This window comes from Pseudoalteromonas sp. L1, from assembly GCF_021728095.1.
Classification (GTDB): Bacteria; Pseudomonadota; Gammaproteobacteria; order Enterobacterales; family Alteromonadaceae; genus Pseudoalteromonas.
Window position 1 is genome coordinate 605,438 of record NZ_JAKKCT010000003.1, and the last position, 14,614, is coordinate 620,051.

At 41.9% G+C, this 14,614-nt stretch carries 16 protein-coding genes, 2 rRNA genes and 1 riboswitch; of the genes, 3 read left to right on the forward strand and 15 right to left on the reverse strand.

All coding sequences use genetic code 11. The features are described from left to right. The first annotated feature begins 149 nt into the window (after nucleotides 1-149). Nucleotides 150-830, forward strand: a complete 681-nt coding sequence (locus L3V38_RS12840) for a DUF3800 domain-containing protein (protein WP_237119646.1) — start codon at nucleotides 150-152, stop codon at nucleotides 828-830. 204 nt (nucleotides 831-1,034) lie between these two features. Here L3V38_RS12840 and L3V38_RS12845 read toward each other — a convergent pair whose 3' ends face one another. Together L3V38_RS12845 and yaaA are read right to left on the reverse strand one after the other, a co-directional pair. Continuing rightward, nucleotides 1,035-1,970, reverse strand: coding sequence for a mechanosensitive ion channel family protein (locus tag L3V38_RS12845; protein ID WP_237119647.1), 936 nt, complete (start codon nucleotides 1,968-1,970; stop codon nucleotides 1,035-1,037). A 128-nt stretch (nucleotides 1,971-2,098) separates the two neighbouring features. Continuing rightward, a complete protein-coding gene (gene yaaA, locus L3V38_RS12850) occupies nucleotides 2,099-2,878 on the reverse strand; it encodes a peroxide stress protein YaaA (protein ID WP_237119648.1) in 780 nt (259 codons plus the stop codon). Nucleotides 2,879-3,099: 221 nt separating this feature from the next. Here yaaA and tal point away from each other — a divergent pair, with 221 nt between their 5' ends. Both tal and L3V38_RS12860 read left to right on the forward strand, forming a co-directional pair. Then, a complete protein-coding gene (gene tal / locus L3V38_RS12855; RefSeq protein WP_130151001.1) occupies nucleotides 3,100-4,050 on the forward strand; it encodes a transaldolase in 951 nt (316 codons plus the stop codon). A gap of 186 nt (nucleotides 4,051-4,236) precedes the next feature. Then, nucleotides 4,237-4,428, forward strand: coding sequence for a DUF3545 family protein (locus L3V38_RS12860; protein ID WP_062570233.1), 192 nt, complete (start codon nucleotides 4,237-4,239; stop codon nucleotides 4,426-4,428). A 34-nt stretch (nucleotides 4,429-4,462) separates the two neighbouring features. On the opposite strand, the gene ung is transcribed toward L3V38_RS12860, so the two are convergent. The 13 genes from ung to rrf (L3V38_RS12925) all read right to left on the reverse strand — a co-directional run bounded on the left by ung (nucleotide 4,463) and on the right by rrf (L3V38_RS12925) (nucleotide 14,419). Then, entirely contained in the window at nucleotides 4,463-5,137 is a 675-nt protein-coding gene (gene ung, locus L3V38_RS12865; protein ID WP_237119649.1) for a uracil-DNA glycosylase, read from the reverse strand. Beyond that, on the reverse strand, nucleotides 5,134-5,991 hold the full coding sequence (locus L3V38_RS12870) for a cobalamin-binding protein (RefSeq protein WP_237119650.1): 858 nt from the start codon (nucleotides 5,989-5,991) through the stop codon (nucleotides 5,134-5,136). The genes ung and L3V38_RS12870 overlap by 4 nt, the downstream gene beginning before the upstream one ends. A gap of 1 nt (nucleotide 5,992) precedes the next feature. Further along, a complete protein-coding gene (gene cobO, locus L3V38_RS12875; RefSeq protein ID WP_130150998.1) occupies nucleotides 5,993-6,592 on the reverse strand; it encodes a cob(I)yrinic acid a,c-diamide adenosyltransferase in 600 nt (199 codons plus the stop codon). 9 nt (nucleotides 6,593-6,601) lie between these two features. Continuing rightward, nucleotides 6,602-8,086, reverse strand: coding sequence for a cobyric acid synthase (locus L3V38_RS12880; protein ID WP_237119668.1), 1,485 nt, complete (start codon nucleotides 8,084-8,086; stop codon nucleotides 6,602-6,604). Continuing rightward, nucleotides 8,086-8,613, reverse strand: a complete 528-nt coding sequence (gene cobU / locus L3V38_RS12885) for a bifunctional adenosylcobinamide kinase/adenosylcobinamide-phosphate guanylyltransferase (protein ID WP_237119651.1) — start codon at nucleotides 8,611-8,613, stop codon at nucleotides 8,086-8,088. The genes L3V38_RS12880 and cobU overlap by 1 nt, the downstream gene beginning before the upstream one ends. Beyond that, complete coding sequence (locus L3V38_RS12890; protein WP_237119652.1) at nucleotides 8,610-9,464, reverse strand: adenosylcobinamide-GDP ribazoletransferase; 855 nt, start codon at nucleotides 9,462-9,464, stop codon at nucleotides 8,610-8,612. Before L3V38_RS12890 ends, cobU begins: the two co-directional genes overlap by 4 nt. Then, nucleotides 9,418-10,479: a nicotinate-nucleotide--dimethylbenzimidazole phosphoribosyltransferase gene (gene cobT, locus L3V38_RS12895; protein ID WP_237119653.1), complete on the reverse strand. Its 1,062-nt coding sequence runs from the start codon at nucleotides 10,477-10,479 to the stop codon at nucleotides 9,418-9,420. The genes L3V38_RS12890 and cobT overlap by 47 nt, the downstream gene beginning before the upstream one ends. A gap of 3 nt (nucleotides 10,480-10,482) precedes the next feature. Further along, nucleotides 10,483-11,472 (reverse strand): iron ABC transporter permease, encoded by a 990-nt coding sequence (locus L3V38_RS12900; RefSeq protein WP_237119654.1) that lies wholly within the window; start codon nucleotides 11,470-11,472, stop codon nucleotides 10,483-10,485. Next, nucleotides 11,465-12,295, reverse strand: coding sequence for an ABC transporter ATP-binding protein (locus L3V38_RS12905; RefSeq protein WP_237119656.1), 831 nt, complete (start codon nucleotides 12,293-12,295; stop codon nucleotides 11,465-11,467). Before L3V38_RS12905 ends, L3V38_RS12900 begins: the two co-directional genes overlap by 8 nt. Before the next feature lie 103 nt (nucleotides 12,296-12,398). Beyond that, nucleotides 12,399-12,467: riboswitch (cobalamin riboswitch) on the reverse strand. A gap of 60 nt (nucleotides 12,468-12,527) precedes the next feature. After that, on the reverse strand, nucleotides 12,528-13,145 hold the full coding sequence (locus tag L3V38_RS12910) for a histidine phosphatase family protein (protein WP_237119657.1): 618 nt from the start codon (nucleotides 13,143-13,145) through the stop codon (nucleotides 12,528-12,530). Nucleotides 13,146-13,229: 84 nt separating this feature from the next. Continuing rightward, the gene (locus tag L3V38_RS12915; RefSeq protein ID WP_237119658.1) at nucleotides 13,230-13,658 is read right to left on the reverse strand and encodes an FKBP-type peptidyl-prolyl cis-trans isomerase; all 429 of its coding nucleotides are present in this window, start codon (nucleotides 13,656-13,658) and stop codon (nucleotides 13,230-13,232) included. Between the two features lie 473 nt (nucleotides 13,659-14,131). Continuing rightward, nucleotides 14,132-14,246, reverse strand: a 5S ribosomal RNA gene (rrf, locus tag L3V38_RS12920). 58 nt (nucleotides 14,247-14,304) lie between these two features. Next, nucleotides 14,305-14,419, reverse strand: a 5S ribosomal RNA gene (rrf, locus tag L3V38_RS12925). Nucleotides 14,420-14,614 lie beyond the last annotated feature (195 nt).

Sequence of the window (14,614 nt, forward strand, 5' to 3'; positions counted from 1 at the left end):
AGGCGTGAAATTTATTTCGCGCGAACATCAGCTACTGAAGATAACTTTCCGGTAGTATTTCCTTAGTTAATTTGTTAAGAATGTTTTTATTATTTATTTGTGCAGTTTATAAACAACCAAATTACTGAGAGTCAAAAGGAATTTGAGTCATGGATGAAATATTTGCATTTGCCGATGAAAGTGGCACCTCAAAAGGATGTCCCTGCTACACGATAGGTATAATTGCTATTCCCAAACACTACTTCGCTGCATTCAATCAAAAGATTTCTGACATTTACGATAATAGTGGTCTACAAGGTGAAATAAAATGGGAAAAAGTTAGGAAAAGTGCTGGTCAGATAAATTTATGTATAGATATATTGAGATTCATATTAACTAGTCCTGTTTCATTTCATGCTATAGCAGTACATAAACAACCTTATAGAAAGTGGCATAGCAATGAGGAGACAGCTTTTTACACAACTTATGATTTCCTCATCCGTGAGAGTAGCCGTTCGAAAAATGCAAAAATAACTGTCTTTGCAGATCAAAAATCTAGCTCTTATTCAAAACAAAATGAAGTAATGCAGATAGTAACAAATCATATGTTAGCGAAGCTGCCAACATGTTCAAAAGTACATCATGTTGCAATGGAAGATTCTAAATATCACTGGGGCTTACAAACAGTAGATATATTAACTGGTGCAGTTAACAGCAGTTATCAATTGTTTTTTAATCCTTCGGCACAAATGCAGCTAGCTAAGAAAATAGCTATAAGTAAAATGGCAAGTCTTCTAGGTTGGGATTCTCTAGCATACGATACAATGCCGAACAATGACTTTAATATTTGACACTTCCCTCTGGAAACGAGAGCTATTCCTGCAACAAAGCAAGTTATACCAAACTTTTCAATAACTAATATAAGTAGAGAGGAGTTTGAGTATTATATGGGAATTAACAAATAATTTTACTTTATTACTAATCACTTTCTTTGCGAATAAACTCCCCCACAACCACACTTCCCTGTGTAAATCACGCCGATGAGTCTGTAAATTTTACTCATCGGTTACTTGAGTATCTGCGTCTTTATCTTGCTGTCTTTCGCTTATCATGGCGTTTAATTTCTCGCCGCCTTTGATACCAAAATCTAAGGTGCGGATTGGGAATGGAATGGTCATGTCAGCTTCGCTTAGCGCGTTTCTAACTGCCACAACAGCCTTGTGACGAACGGTCATGAAATCCGCTTCACCTGGGTATTTAATCCAAAACCAAACCAGTAAGTTAACGCTGCTATCACCAAAGCTTTCGGCGTAAACGGCGGTTTCTTCTTGTTTAATCACAAAATCAAATTCATTGATTTTTTTAACAATCACCTCAGCGGCTTGCTCTGGGTCGTCGGCATACGAAATACCCACAGGCACCTCGATACGACGCACACCTAATGTACTGTAATTGCTGAGTATATTTCTAAACAGAATCTTGTTAGGCACCAAGATAAGTTGCCCATAAAAGTTCTCGATAAGGGTGTTTCTAAGGTTAATCGCCTTAACGGTACCAAACACACTTTCGGTGCGAATTACATCCCCTGTTTTAAATGGTTTGCGGATCCCCATAGCAATACCAGCTATAAGATTCTCTGTCATATCCTGAAAAGCAAAACCAATGGCAAGGCCAACTATGCCCGCACCCGCGAGTAATGAGGTAACAGTGCCTCTGAGGCCCAAGAAATCAAGGGCTACAAATAAGCCTACGCACAACACGATGACCTTCACTATCGATGACATTAAGTCTGCTATTTGCGAAGACTCTAACGAACGGCGTAGTAGCTTTCTGAGCATTGAACCAACGATACGCGCCAGCAATGAAAACACGATAGTAATAATGACTGCGACAATAAAGTTTGGAATATGGCTTATGATGATATCAACCCAGCCACCGAGTTTTTCTTCTATCAGCTTTTCAGCTTCACTTACTGACGGAATTTTTAACATTTTTATTCCTTGTTGAATTAATTGCTCAACAAAGTATTTAGCAAGATGAACGCCATTTCTAATTTAGTATATTAAAACCATAAAAAAGCCGTGCTTGGCACGGCTCTTCTAATTCATTTTACTAAAAATTAGTTCTGCTCTTCGCGTAAGAAAACAGGCTCTAATTCTTTTGCTGTTGCATCGCTACTAAAGTAATAACCAGCAACGGTGAAATCTTTTAAATCACTCAATTGGGTAACTTTATTTTCAATGATGTAACGCGCCATCATGCCACGAGCTTTTTTCGCATAAAAGCTGATCACTTTATATTGGCCGTTTTTACAGTCTTTAAAGTGTGGCGTGATAATTTGTGCATTTAAGGCTTTTTTATCAACCGCTTTAAAATACTCATTAGAAGCAAGATTAACTAAATACTTGCTATCTTGCTCGGCAAGCACAGTATTAAGTTGTTCGGCTATCACGCTACCCCAAAATTCATAGAGGTTTTTACCACGTGGGTTTTCAAGCTTTGTGCCCATCTCAAGGCGATAAGCTTGCATTAAATCAAGCGGCTTCAGCACACCGTAAAGACCAGACAAAATACGTAAGTGAGATTGTGCATAATCTAGCTCTGAACTCGTCAATGTTGCAGCATCTAAACCACCGTATACGTCACCATTAAATGCTAGCACTGCTTGTTTTGCGTTATCGGTAGTAAAGGGCTGTGACCACTCAGCGAAACGTGCTGCGTTTAAGCCAGCTAGTTTATCGCTGATTTTCATCAAGCTACCAATTTGAGCAGGTGTTAAATCACGGCAAACTGACATTAACTCTTCGCTGTGCTCGAGTAATTCAGGTTGAGTGAATTTATCGGTCGTGGCTGGTGTTTCGTAATCTAAATTTTTTGCAGGTGAAATAACAGTGATCATAGTTAGCTATTGACTTGTAATTTGTTTGATGTCAATTTCAACATTAATTGAATCAAAATGCACGTTTTGTTTCATCCTGCCTTGATACACTGCATTTTTACACCTAATGCCTTGGTTTTCTAAATTAAGGACATATAACCTATTAAACACTGTCATAGTGTTGCAGTATTAAGGCCGCTATAATGGATTTTCTTTTAACTTGCTTGGAATGAGGAAAGCAAATGACTTCAGCACTACAAAGGCTTAAACAGCATTCATCTATTGTTGCAGATACAGGTGATATCGAAGCTATCAAAAAGCACCAACCAGAAGATGCAACAACAAACCCATCTTTACTTTTAAAAGCCAGTGAAATTGAAGCGTATAAGCCTTATTTAGATAAAGCGTGGCAGTACGCTAAAGAGACCGAGCAAGATGCAGCTAAACAACTTGAGTTAGCATGTGATTACTTTGCTGTATTAATCGGTAAAGAAATTAGCGAAATCGTACCAGGCTATATCTCAACAGAAGTAGACGCTCGTTTATCATTTGATACCCAAGCGACTATCGACAAAGCTCACACTTTACTGAGCCTTTACGAAAAAGAAGGCGTGAGCAAAGATAAAATCTTAATCAAAGTTGCATCAACGTGGGAAGGTATCAAAGCCGCAGAACAGCTTGAAAAAGAAGGCACTAAGTGTAACTTAACGCTGTTATTCTCTGAAGCACAAGCCCGCGCATGTGCCGATGCAAATGTATTTTTAATTTCACCATTTGTTGGCCGTATTCTAGATTGGCATGTTGCTAACGGTATGGAAAAACCAACTGATCCGCTAAACGATCCTGGTGTGCAATCAGTACGTAGCATTTACGAATTCTACAAACGCCACGATTACAAAACGGTTGTTATGGGCGCAAGCTTCCGTAACACAGGCGAGATCATCGCGCTTACAGGCTGTGATAAGTTAACGATTAGCCCTGCTCTTTTAGAAGAGTTAGGCCAATTAACTGATGCACAAGAGTACCTACTAGAGAGCGACTTTACTGTTGAAGAAAAACCAGCACCGTTAACTGAAAGCCAGTTCCGCTGGTTACACAACCAAGATGCTATGGCAACAGAGAAGCTAGCTGAAGGTATCCGCTCTTTCGCACAAGCACAAATTGAATTAGAAGCTCGCTTTAAAGCGATGTAATTCGAACAGCAGCATTTTTTGAAACGCCACCGCTCGGTGGCGTTTTTGTTTCTAAAATAACTAAACTCTTGATCTATTCATCTATCAATCACAGTTCTGTAACAGTATTGTCACTTTTTTATTCTATTTTTAAGCAGCCTGTGGTATAGGTATTTCCGAGGTTCAAAAAATCAATAGGAGAAGTTCATGGATAGCCTAGACGATATTTTAGAAATATTAGAAGGTCCTAATAAAACAAGAAAGACCTCTACAAAAAATAAGAAGAGAAAATGGCGTGAAATCGAAGCGTTAAAAGATAAGCATAGATTACGCAAAGAACTACAGGAGTTAGACTACTTTACAGATAGTATTGCTATTGATGAGCTAGACTTTTTGTAAATTCAAAGGCCCAATTGGGCCTTTTGCATTTCTGTTATAGAATTTGTGGTAAAGACCAATTTACTGGCGTTTTATTTTGATCGCTAAGTAGCTGGTTTGTCTTTGAAAAGTGCTGACAACCAAAAAAACCACGGTGAGCAGAAAGCGGTGATGGATGCGGACCTTGAATCACATGATGACGCGAGGTATCAATGTGTTTACCTTTTTTCTGAGCATGTGCGCCCCATAATATAAACACCACCCCCTCACAATGCTGATTGATAAGCGCAATCACTGCATCGGTAAATTGCTCCCAGCCAAGGTGCTTATGAGAGTGAGCCTGCCCTTGCTCAACCGTCAGTACGGTGTTAAGTAAAAACACACCTTGCTCGGCCCAACTTTGCAAATAGCCATGGTGAGGTACTTCAAAACCATCAATATCGCTTGCCAACTCTTTGTACATATTTTTTAAAGAAGGTGGTAACTTTTTAACTTCAGGCAATACTGAAAAGCACAAACCATGGGCTTGGCCTTCTCCGTGGTAAGGATCTTGTCCTAAAATAACCACTTTGATTTCACTTAATGGTGTGGCATCAAAAGCTGAAAATACCTGTTCATCTTTGGGATAAACGCTAACGCCTGCTGCACGTCTATCTGCCACATATTGCAAGGTTTCTTGCATGTAGGGTTTAGCAAGCTCGGTATCTAAAAATGTTTGCCAATCGTTCATTTTGAAGCCTGTATTTGCTGACGAGAAACGTCTATTTTACCACACATATCAGTCAAACCATCAAGCATACGGGTTGTAAAACGGTGCAATAAATCTGCGTTCACACTAATAAATTGGTTATGCTGCACCGCTGGCATTTCTGGCCATTGTCGCCAATCAATTTTAGGCTGAGGCTTTTTCGATTTTTCATCTGGGATGATAATGACTTCTGGCTCTGCTACCAATACATTTTCAATACTAATGCGCGGGTAGTCTGTATCGCTATTAGCAAACACATTATCCGCATGACAAATGGTTAAAAGCTGATTGATCCAAGTATTTCCGCCAACTGTCATCATCGGCTCTGGCCATAATTGATAAAACACCGCAACGGTCGTTTTACCCTCTTGGGCTGCACGAATAGCACTCAACTTAGCTTCAAACTCTTTAGCCACTTTATTTGCCTTTGTTTGCAAATGCGTAAGCGTGCCTAGTTTACGTAGTTCATCAGCCACATTATCAACCTGATTTGGGTTGCTGTACGCTACCGGAATGCCTAATTTTTCAATGTAAGCGAGATCGTCGGCTTTGTTGCCCGTTTTCCAAGCCAAAACAAGGTCTGGTTTTAACGACAACAGTTTTTCCATGTTGATGCCGTAATAACCGCCTACACGTTCGATATCATTCGCTTGCTGAGGGAAGTCTGCATAGTCAACAGTACCGACAATGCGCTCTCCTGCACCAATCGCAAATAGGTTTTCAACGATATGCGGTGCTAAAGCAACAATACGCTGAGGCTGTTTTATTTCATGAGCCTGAGCCAATGTTGGTAAATAAAATAAAACACCTAAGAGTGCAAACTTGATGGTTCTCATGTTAATAATCGAACCCTTTTTGCGCTTTTATTCCTGCATCAAAAGCGTGTTTTACGTTTCTAACTTCACTGACTGTATCAGCCAAGTCGGTTAGTTTACGGTGCGCACCACGACCTGTAATAATCACCGATTGCATAGCAGGGCGAGAGCTAACTGCTTCTAGCACTTCGTCTAAATCAATATAGCCGTAGGTGATCATATAGGTTATTTCGTCTAGCATAACGAGGTTAATCGAGTCATCCTTCAGCATTCTTTTCGCTTCTTGCCATGTCACCTGCGCAGCAGCGGTATCTGACTCTTTGTTTTGTGTTTCCCAAGTAAAACCAGTGTTCATAATAACAAATTCAACCCCTGCTTTTTCGAGTAGGTTACGCTCACCGCACTCCCAAGTCCCTTTAATAAACTGACACACAGCTGCTTTCATTCCGTGACCAACAGCGCGTGCGACAGTACCAAATCCAGAGGTAGATTTACCCTTACCATTACCAGTTATGACCTGAAAAATACCTTGCTCTTTTTGCGCAGCAGCAATACGTTCATCGACTTTTTCTTTTACTTTTTGCTGGCGCTGTTGGTGCTTATCTTGATTCTGTTCGCTCATTGTTGTTCCTTATGCCTCTAAATTGAAATTCTCATAAATATTGATGATTTGTTCAATATCGAGATTCTCTGCTACCACGTTTGCTAAACGGCTTAACTGCTGTTCACGGTTTAAATTAATATCAATTGGCTTGATTTGGCTATTGGGTGCAAGCCAAGTTATTAGCTCAGATACGCATTCAGGGGTATCGAACAAGCCATGTAAGTAAGTACCTGCTACTTGGTTATTGTCACTAATAAAGCCATCTACTTTAAATCCACTTGGGTGATTATTAAAACTTAAAAATGGCTTTTCAAATGCGGGCCCTTGGCTTATACCGGCGTGAATTTCATAACCTGAAATTGCTTTATCGCTATTGTTTAAATGAAGAATACCAGAGACTTGGCTTAGTACTTTTTGTTGCCCTAATTGGGTTTCAAAATCAGCAAGACCTAGGCCATCTGCGCTGCCTAAATTAGATTCAACAGCGTATGGATCAGCAAGGTAGTTGCCTAACATCTGCAGCCCACCACATACTCCCAGCACTTTACCGCCATAGCGCAGATGACGTGTTATTTGTTTATGCCAACCTTCATTTTTTAAAAACGCTAAATCGCCAAGTACATTTTTACTGCCAGGAATAATAATCAGATCAACACTTGGAATAGCTTGGGTATGACGTACATACTGTAAATCGATTTCGGGCTGTAATCGCAGCGCATCAAAGTCTGTGTGATTACTAATATGAGGAAGTAGCAGCACTGCTATGCGTAATTGCGGTTTATCAACCTGATTGCTTATAGCAACGGCATCTTCAGCATCTAGTGCTAAGTCATGTAAATAAGGTAATACCCCAAGTACTGGCTTATTGGTGTATTGCTCTAACCAATCAAGGCCACCTTGCAATAACGCAATATCTCCCCGAAAGCGGTTAATTACAAAGCCTTTAACTCGCGCTTGCTCTGATTCTGACAATAACGCTAACGTTCCGACTAAATGGGCAAACACACCGCCTTTGTCAATATCGGCAATAATGATCACCGGGCAATCAACCGCCTCAGCGTAACCCATATTGGCAATGTCGTTTTCTCGCAGGTTAATTTCTGCGGGGCTCCCAGCACCTTCAACAACCAGTAATTCAAAACGTTCACTTAAACGCTGCTGCGAAGTAAGAACTGCATCCATCGCCACTTTTTTGTAGTCGTGATAACTGCCTGCTTCCATATTCGACAGCGCTTTACCATGAACGATTACCTGCGCCCCAGTATCACTGTTAGGTTTTAATAAGATAGGGTTAAAATCGACTTCTGCGGGAACTTTTGCGGCTACAGCTTGCAAAGCTTGTGCGCGACCTATCTCGCCACCATCTGCGGTTACGGCGCTATTTAGCGCCATATTTTGTGGCTTAAAAGGCGCAACCTTTATGCCTCGCTCAGCAAAGATCCGGCAAAGTGCTGCTACAAGGGTACTTTTACCTGCATCTGAGGTCGTGCCTTGCACCATTAATGTTTTCATCATTGTTCTCTTTTTAAGGTTTGTGCAAGACCTGCAATAACAAAATCAACACGTTCAACTTGCTGTGCTAAGGCTTGATGCAACCAACCAGAATGATCAACAAACTGACGGCTTAATTCACCGAGCGGCACAATGCCATGACCCACTTCATTGCTGACAAAAATCACCTCACCCGGCAATAGCGATAGCACATCGAGTAAGGCCGCTTTTTGCTCAAGCCAAAATGCTTCACCCTGCTGGCATAAGCAATTACTCAACCATAGGGTTAAACAATCCACCAAAATACAGTTTTCAGCTCGGCTATGTTGTTGTAGTGCTTTAGCCAAATACAAAGGCTCTTCGACAAGTTGCCAATGCTTAGCGCGCTCTGCTTGATGCCTGTTAATTCGGGCTGTCATTTCTTCATCACCCGCATTTGCTGTGGCAATGTAGATAAGCGGCTTGTTTGAATCTGTTGCCAGCTGCTCAGCAAAACGGCTTTTACCGCTGCGAGCACCGCCTAAAATTAAAGTATGTTGTTGGCTCATAATAAACTCACCAAGCAAAGGTAGGTAACAAGCTCAGATACTTGCTGGGCTGCTCCTAAGCAATCGCCGGTGTAGCCTGATAACTGTTTTTCAAACCAGCGCTTCAATAGTAAGCGAGTAACACAAAGCACACTGATGAGTATTAATAATTGCCCTAAAGTAAAGCCAAAAAACAACCATGCAATTGCTAACACCGCACCGCCTGTTGCTAACAGTATTTGATAACTTTGCGTGCTTAAATGCATCGCAATGGGTTTTACTTTAGATGTGGCGTCGTGACTTACATAGTCCATGTCTGCAATTAAACTTGTTGCTACAACCCGACTTAAGCTTTGCCCTAAAACAAGTGCAATAATCACAGTACTGGTTACTTCACTAAGTGCGACGAGTGTTTGGTACTTAATTAATAAGGCCATCACTAACGCCGCAGCACCATAGGTACCTAAGCGACTGTCTTTCATAATGCTCAGCTTATCTGCAACCTGCCAACCACCCCCAAAGCCATCCCAGACATCAGCAAGGCCATCTTCATGAAATGCCCCTGTGATTACCAAGCTAAACGCCATAACTAACGCGACTGCAATGGCTGCAGGGAATAACCAACTTAGCAGTAAAAAACTCAGCGCTAAAAGTGCACCTAATATCACACCGACCAATGCAAAATAGCGGCTGGCCTGATTGAGTGCAGTATCAGACACTGCAAAGTTTAATTTAACGGGGATACGCGTTAAAAAACTAAGCGCTAGCAAAAATAGCTGAAGCTGGCTTGGAGTAGAATCAGAAGTGTGTTGTTCAGTGCTCATATCAGACAACTTGCTCAACATTGGCATCGGCAAAACTTGCCATGTCATTATAAAACGCCACAGATGCTTGCAGTAAAGGTAAAGCAAGCGCAGCCCCGGTGCCCTCTCCTAAACGTAAATCGAGTTGTAATAATGGTGCTGCATGCAAGGCATTGAGCATTGCTTTATGCCCTTGTTCATCAGAGGCATGAGCAAATATCATGTAATCGCGAGCGTGTGCATTAATGTGAGTTGCAACAAGCGCTGCTGCAGTACAAATAAAGCCATCCACGATCACGGCCATGCCAAGCTCCGCAGCTGCTAAAATAGCACCGGTGATCTGAACAATTTCAAAACCACCTAATGCCGCAAGCGTCATTAGAGGATCGCTAAAATGAGTTTGGTGTAATTGAAGGGCTTGCTCAACAACTTTAATTTTTTTAGCGATAACCTCGTCGCTCACACCTGTGCCTTTACCAACACATTGGCTGGCAGGTAAAGACAAAATGGCAGCCATTAATGCCGCAGCACTTGTGGTATTGCCAATGCCCATCTCACCAAAGGCGATGGTATTGCAGCCTTGCTCATAGAGTGAATGAACTCGCTGCTTTGCTAATGCAAACCCTTTTTTAACCTGATTAAGAGACATAGCCATTTCAGTATTCAGTGGTGCAGTGATGTCACCTAAACGCTGGTTATGCACACTTTTATCGTGTGAAGTACTGAGTGTTCCGGCATCAACAACTTCCAGCTGCCAGCCCAGCTGGCGACAAAATACATTAATTGCAGCGCCTCCTGCTGCAAAGTTTGCCACCATTTGCGATGTCACACTGCTCGGAGCAATTGATACGCCTTGGCTTGCCACACCATGATCGCCTGCAAATACAACCAAAGAAGGGTTTGAAATAACCGGTTTAAAGGCAACTAGCGCCTGCTCACTATCAAGCTGCTTTGAAAAAATAAGCGTTAATTGTTTTGCACAACTTTCAAGCTGACCCAAAGCGCCTAGCGGCTTTGTTTTAAGGTCTATTTTTTGTTGAATAACAGCTGAAAATTGCTGATTAATAGGCATGATATTAAACATTAACTACCTGCTCTGTTTACGAAAATAAAGTAAGAATAAAAAGAACACGCTACCGATAGCGGCTGTGATCACACCTACGGGTAGTTCTTGGTTATTCAGTAGGGTTCGGCACAACACATCTACCCACACCATAAAAATGCCACCGACCAAGGATGTCATAACTAAGTTATGGCTGCTGCCTTGTGGTGAAAAGTAGCGCACAATATGTGGGATCATCAGGCCGACAAAACCAACGCCCCCACACATAGCAACAAGCACTGCTGTAATTAATGAACTTAGCAGCAGCATCATGATCCGAAAGCGTTGCACATGAATCCCCAAGGTCGCAGCACTTTCATCACCAAGCAGCATTGCATTAAGCTGACGACGAAATGCAATCATCAAAGTCATACAGGCAATAATAACGGTAAATGGCAGCCAAAGAGTGTCCCACTGAGCACGAGAAAAGCTGCCCATCGTCCAAAATAAAATAGCGGTTATGGCTTGAGGATCGCTAAAATAAAGCAACAAACTAGTCAAAGCACTAAATAAGAAAGATAAAGCAACACCAGCAAGTAACATAGCTTCAACTTGGCCAACATGGCGACGCCCTGCAATAGCAATAAGCAACAGCATAGAAAGTAAGCTTCCAGCAAATGCTGCGATAGACATACTAAAGCCAAAACTCACACCTGTTAGGGCTATAAAGCACACCACACCGAATGAAGCCCCTGAAGAAATACCAAACAAGTAAGGATCAGCAAGCGGGTTTCGGGTTACGGTCTGCAAAATTAATCCCGCAAGAGCCAGTCCAGATCCCGCTAAAAATGCCAGCACTGTTCTTGGCATACGCAACTGCCAAATAATACGCTGCACAAATTCATCGCTACCTTGGCTAAACAGGCCATTGAAAACCTCACTCAGCGGTGTATTTGCAGCACCAAAGCTCAGTGCTAAAAAACAACTAATAAGTCCAACGACAACACATATACTTAAACGCATTGCATCAGTCATGTTGATGCTCCTGTGTCTGATAACCATAGAAATAAGTTATATGCGGAATAAACTTATCAGTGCTTGATTGAGGATGAGCAGATATCGCTGCACAGACACCAAATACATCACTCAACAGCTGCTCAGTAAGTACAGCTTTTGGTTGCCCCTGACAAACCAAACGCCCCTCATCAATCACGATGAGTTCATCACATAAACTCGCAGCAAGATTTAAGTCATGAAACGAGGCAAGCACAGTTACATCGAGTGACTTAGCTAATTCCATTATTTGAATTTGGTATTTAACATCAAGATGGCTAGTTGGCTCATCCATGATGAGCAACTTAGGCTGCTGTACAATAGAGCGCGCAATGAGTGCTCTTTGCTTTTCGCCACCTGAGAGCGAATCAAATGCTTGTTCACTGTGATGAGACAAACCAACCTGCTCAATCGCTTGATATATTCGTTGCTTATCATTGGCAGACGTGCCGCTAAAAAGTCGCTTATGAGGTGTTAAGCCTAAACTCACCACATCGAATAAAGACAAATTAAACTGCGATGGAGACTCTTGTAAAACCACAGCAACCTGCTTTGCATATTCATCAGCACTGATTTGCCAGATATCTTGACCGCTTAGTAGCACAGCCCCTTGCTGAGGTTTCAAGTAACGATAAAGACAACGTAGCAGACTTGATTTACCAGCCCCATTAGGGCCGAGTAAACCTATAAATTGCCCTGCTTTTAACTCAAGGTTAATTGATTTAAGTATGGTTTTATTCGCAGTACCCCAACTTAAATCAGACACTGATATTAATGGTGCAGCGCTATGGCTATTTTGTTGCAAGCTTTTTCTCTCTTGGCGAGTAAGCACAACGCACAAGAAAGTACTGCTAAGTACCAGAAAATGACGTGAGTTGACCCGCTCGATGATTAATTGTTAGCGCTAAGTATCTGGCTGACCATATATTTATATGGATTACAGTTGCGGGAACAGCTGGAGAATTTCACCCCATTCCATAGCATATGAGTATTATGGCGGGCTAAGTAAATAATTCAACGAATATCGCTCTAGATGGCTAAAAAACAATTTTTGGCCAAGCTTGCCCTTGTTCATCTATATATACATCGAGTGTAATTAGCCCTGCATAAGGGAGATGGAAAACATTTAAATGCGTAGCTGATTGTTTTGGCATCTGACAAACAATAGCGAGAATTTGTTTAATCACACCAGCATGGCTAATTACCAATGACTGTTCATGCTTAGATTCGCACAATGATTGTAAAAACGTTTGCCACCATGCCTCTACCCGAGCGTAAAAGTCTGCCATAAATTCACCATTGGGTACTTTTACTTGCCAAGGGTGCTGCCAAAAATCACCGATATGAGGTTTACTGGTTTGCTGCCAAAGCTGTTGGTAATCTTGGCCGTCCCAATCACCAAAATTAAACTCTTTCAGCGCGTTATTGTACTGTACATGCAGTGAGTGTTGATTTGCTAAATAATCAGCGTGGACTGAGCAACGCTTGAGCGGAGAGCTGTATATGGCATTTAAATTTATGAGATCGGCAGAAGCTTGGCGCATTTGCTTAAGACCAAACTCCGATAATTCAACATCGATTTGCCCAGCAAGAATGCCTGGCGTAGCGATTTCGCCATGGCGAAGAAAGTAAACTCGTGAAGTAAATGCGTCCATAATGTTCCTAAGTAAACTAATAGTGAACATTAACGCGTTTTAAGTACTCTGTCGACTTATGCTAAGGGAGTTATGCAAAGAGAGTTAAGCTAAACGCATTAAACGAACGTCAAAATGTAGCACTGCATTTGCGCCAATTTTGCCACCGTTACCTTTTTTACCCCAAGCAAGTTCTGGGGGGATCACAAATTCATAACGAGAACCGATATTCATTAATAATAACCCCTCTCTTAACCCTTCGATTGCTTCAGATAAAGCGAACACCTCAGGCATACCCGCTTTATAACTGTCGGCAATGACACTGCCATCAGCGAGCATAATACGTTGGTTAATAACCACAGTATCAAACTCTGTTATGCGTTCTCCCTCAACATCATCAATCACTTTATACATTAAACCCGACGGGCACAGATGCGTCTCTGGGTGAGATGAGAATTTAACAATGAATGCTTCACTATTTTTACGGTTTAAACCTGAGGAACCTTTTGACTTGGTAGTTTTCTTACGAGACACAGCAGACCTAAATTGTATTACAAATATAAAACGCTTTATCGCATAACAACGTAACTGAAGCAAGTGGAAGTGTGAAGAATGAGCAGGGTAAGTGCTGAGAGACTCAGCACCAAACACCCGCACAGATCAGCTGACACTTAATATCTAATGTCTCAGTGTTTCAGTGTTTCAGTGTTTCAGCTGATAGCTTGCGGCTAAAAGTCTACACGCGATGTAAAAGCGCGACGCAAAACGTGTTTGGGCAGCCTTGTCGCGTAGCAGCGGCTTTATCCCGCGTCATGGGCTGTCTATTCACGGATAGCGCGCGATATAAAATCGCGACTACAAATGTGTTGGGGCAGCCTTGTCGAGTAGCAACGGCTTTATCCCGCGTCATGGGCTATCTATTCGCGGATAAAGCGCGATATAAAAGCGCGACGACACACACAGCAAAAAACCCGTTGCATTGCTGCAACGGGTTTCTTTAATTAGGATCCTGGCGATGTCCTACTTTCACATGGCAAATGCCACACTATCATCGGCGCTGTTTCGTTTCACTACTGAGTTCGGCATGGGGTCAGGTGGGTCCAAAACGCTATTGTCACCAAGAAAATTCTGTTTGATTTTCTTATTATTTTTAATTTAAAGTCTTTCGACTGAATTAGGAGCCTGGCGATGTCCTACTTTCACATGGCAAATGCCACACTATCATCGGCGCTGTTTCGTTTCACTACTGAGTTCGGCATGGGGTCAGGTGGGTCCAAAACGCTATTGTCACCAAGCGTATTCTGTTGTAAGCGCGATATAAAATCGCGACTACTAAATCTGGAATGCTGATTTTAAGTAAATGTCTACTTTAGTTTCTTAACTTCTGTTCGTTACGCTGCCACAAAACGCGTTTGGCGTTGTATGGTTAAGCCTCACGGGTAATTAGTACAGGTTAGCTTAATGGCTCACACCACTTCCACATCCTGCCT

Excerpts from the sequence above, each read along its gene's own strand:
- L3V38_RS12840 (WP_237119646.1), top strand. The coding sequence starts at position 150 with ATGGATGAAATATTTGCATTTGCCGATGAAAGTGGCACCTCAAAAGGA.
- L3V38_RS12845 (WP_237119647.1), bottom strand. The coding sequence starts at position 1,970 with ATGTTAAAAATTCCGTCAGTAAGTGAAGCTGAAAAGCTGATAGAAGAA.
- yaaA (WP_237119648.1), bottom strand. The coding sequence starts at position 2,878 with ATGATCACTGTTATTTCACCTGCAAAAAATTTAGATTACGAAACACCA.
- tal (WP_130151001.1), top strand. The coding sequence starts at position 3,100 with ATGACTTCAGCACTACAAAGGCTTAAACAGCATTCATCTATTGTTGCA.
- L3V38_RS12860 (WP_062570233.1), top strand. The coding sequence starts at position 4,237 with ATGGATAGCCTAGACGATATTTTAGAAATATTAGAAGGTCCTAATAAA.
- ung (WP_237119649.1), bottom strand. The coding sequence starts at position 5,137 with ATGAACGATTGGCAAACATTTTTAGATACCGAGCTTGCTAAACCCTAC.
- L3V38_RS12870 (WP_237119650.1), bottom strand. The coding sequence starts at position 5,991 with ATGAGAACCATCAAGTTTGCACTCTTAGGTGTTTTATTTTATTTACCA.
- cobO (WP_130150998.1), bottom strand. The coding sequence starts at position 6,592 with ATGAGCGAACAGAATCAAGATAAGCACCAACAGCGCCAGCAAAAAGTA.
- L3V38_RS12880 (WP_237119668.1), bottom strand. The coding sequence starts at position 8,086 with ATGAAAACATTAATGGTGCAAGGCACGACCTCAGATGCAGGTAAAAGT.
- cobU (WP_237119651.1), bottom strand. The coding sequence starts at position 8,613 with ATGAGCCAACAACATACTTTAATTTTAGGCGGTGCTCGCAGCGGTAAA.
- L3V38_RS12890 (WP_237119652.1), bottom strand. The coding sequence starts at position 9,464 with ATGACATGGCAAGTTTTGCCGATGCCAATGTTGAGCAAGTTGTCTGAT.
- cobT (WP_237119653.1), bottom strand. The coding sequence starts at position 10,479 with ATGTTTAATATCATGCCTATTAATCAGCAATTTTCAGCTGTTATTCAA.
- L3V38_RS12900 (WP_237119654.1), bottom strand. The coding sequence starts at position 11,472 with ATGACTGATGCAATGCGTTTAAGTATATGTGTTGTCGTTGGACTTATT.
- L3V38_RS12910 (WP_237119657.1), bottom strand. The coding sequence starts at position 13,145 with ATGGACGCATTTACTTCACGAGTTTACTTTCTTCGCCATGGCGAAATC.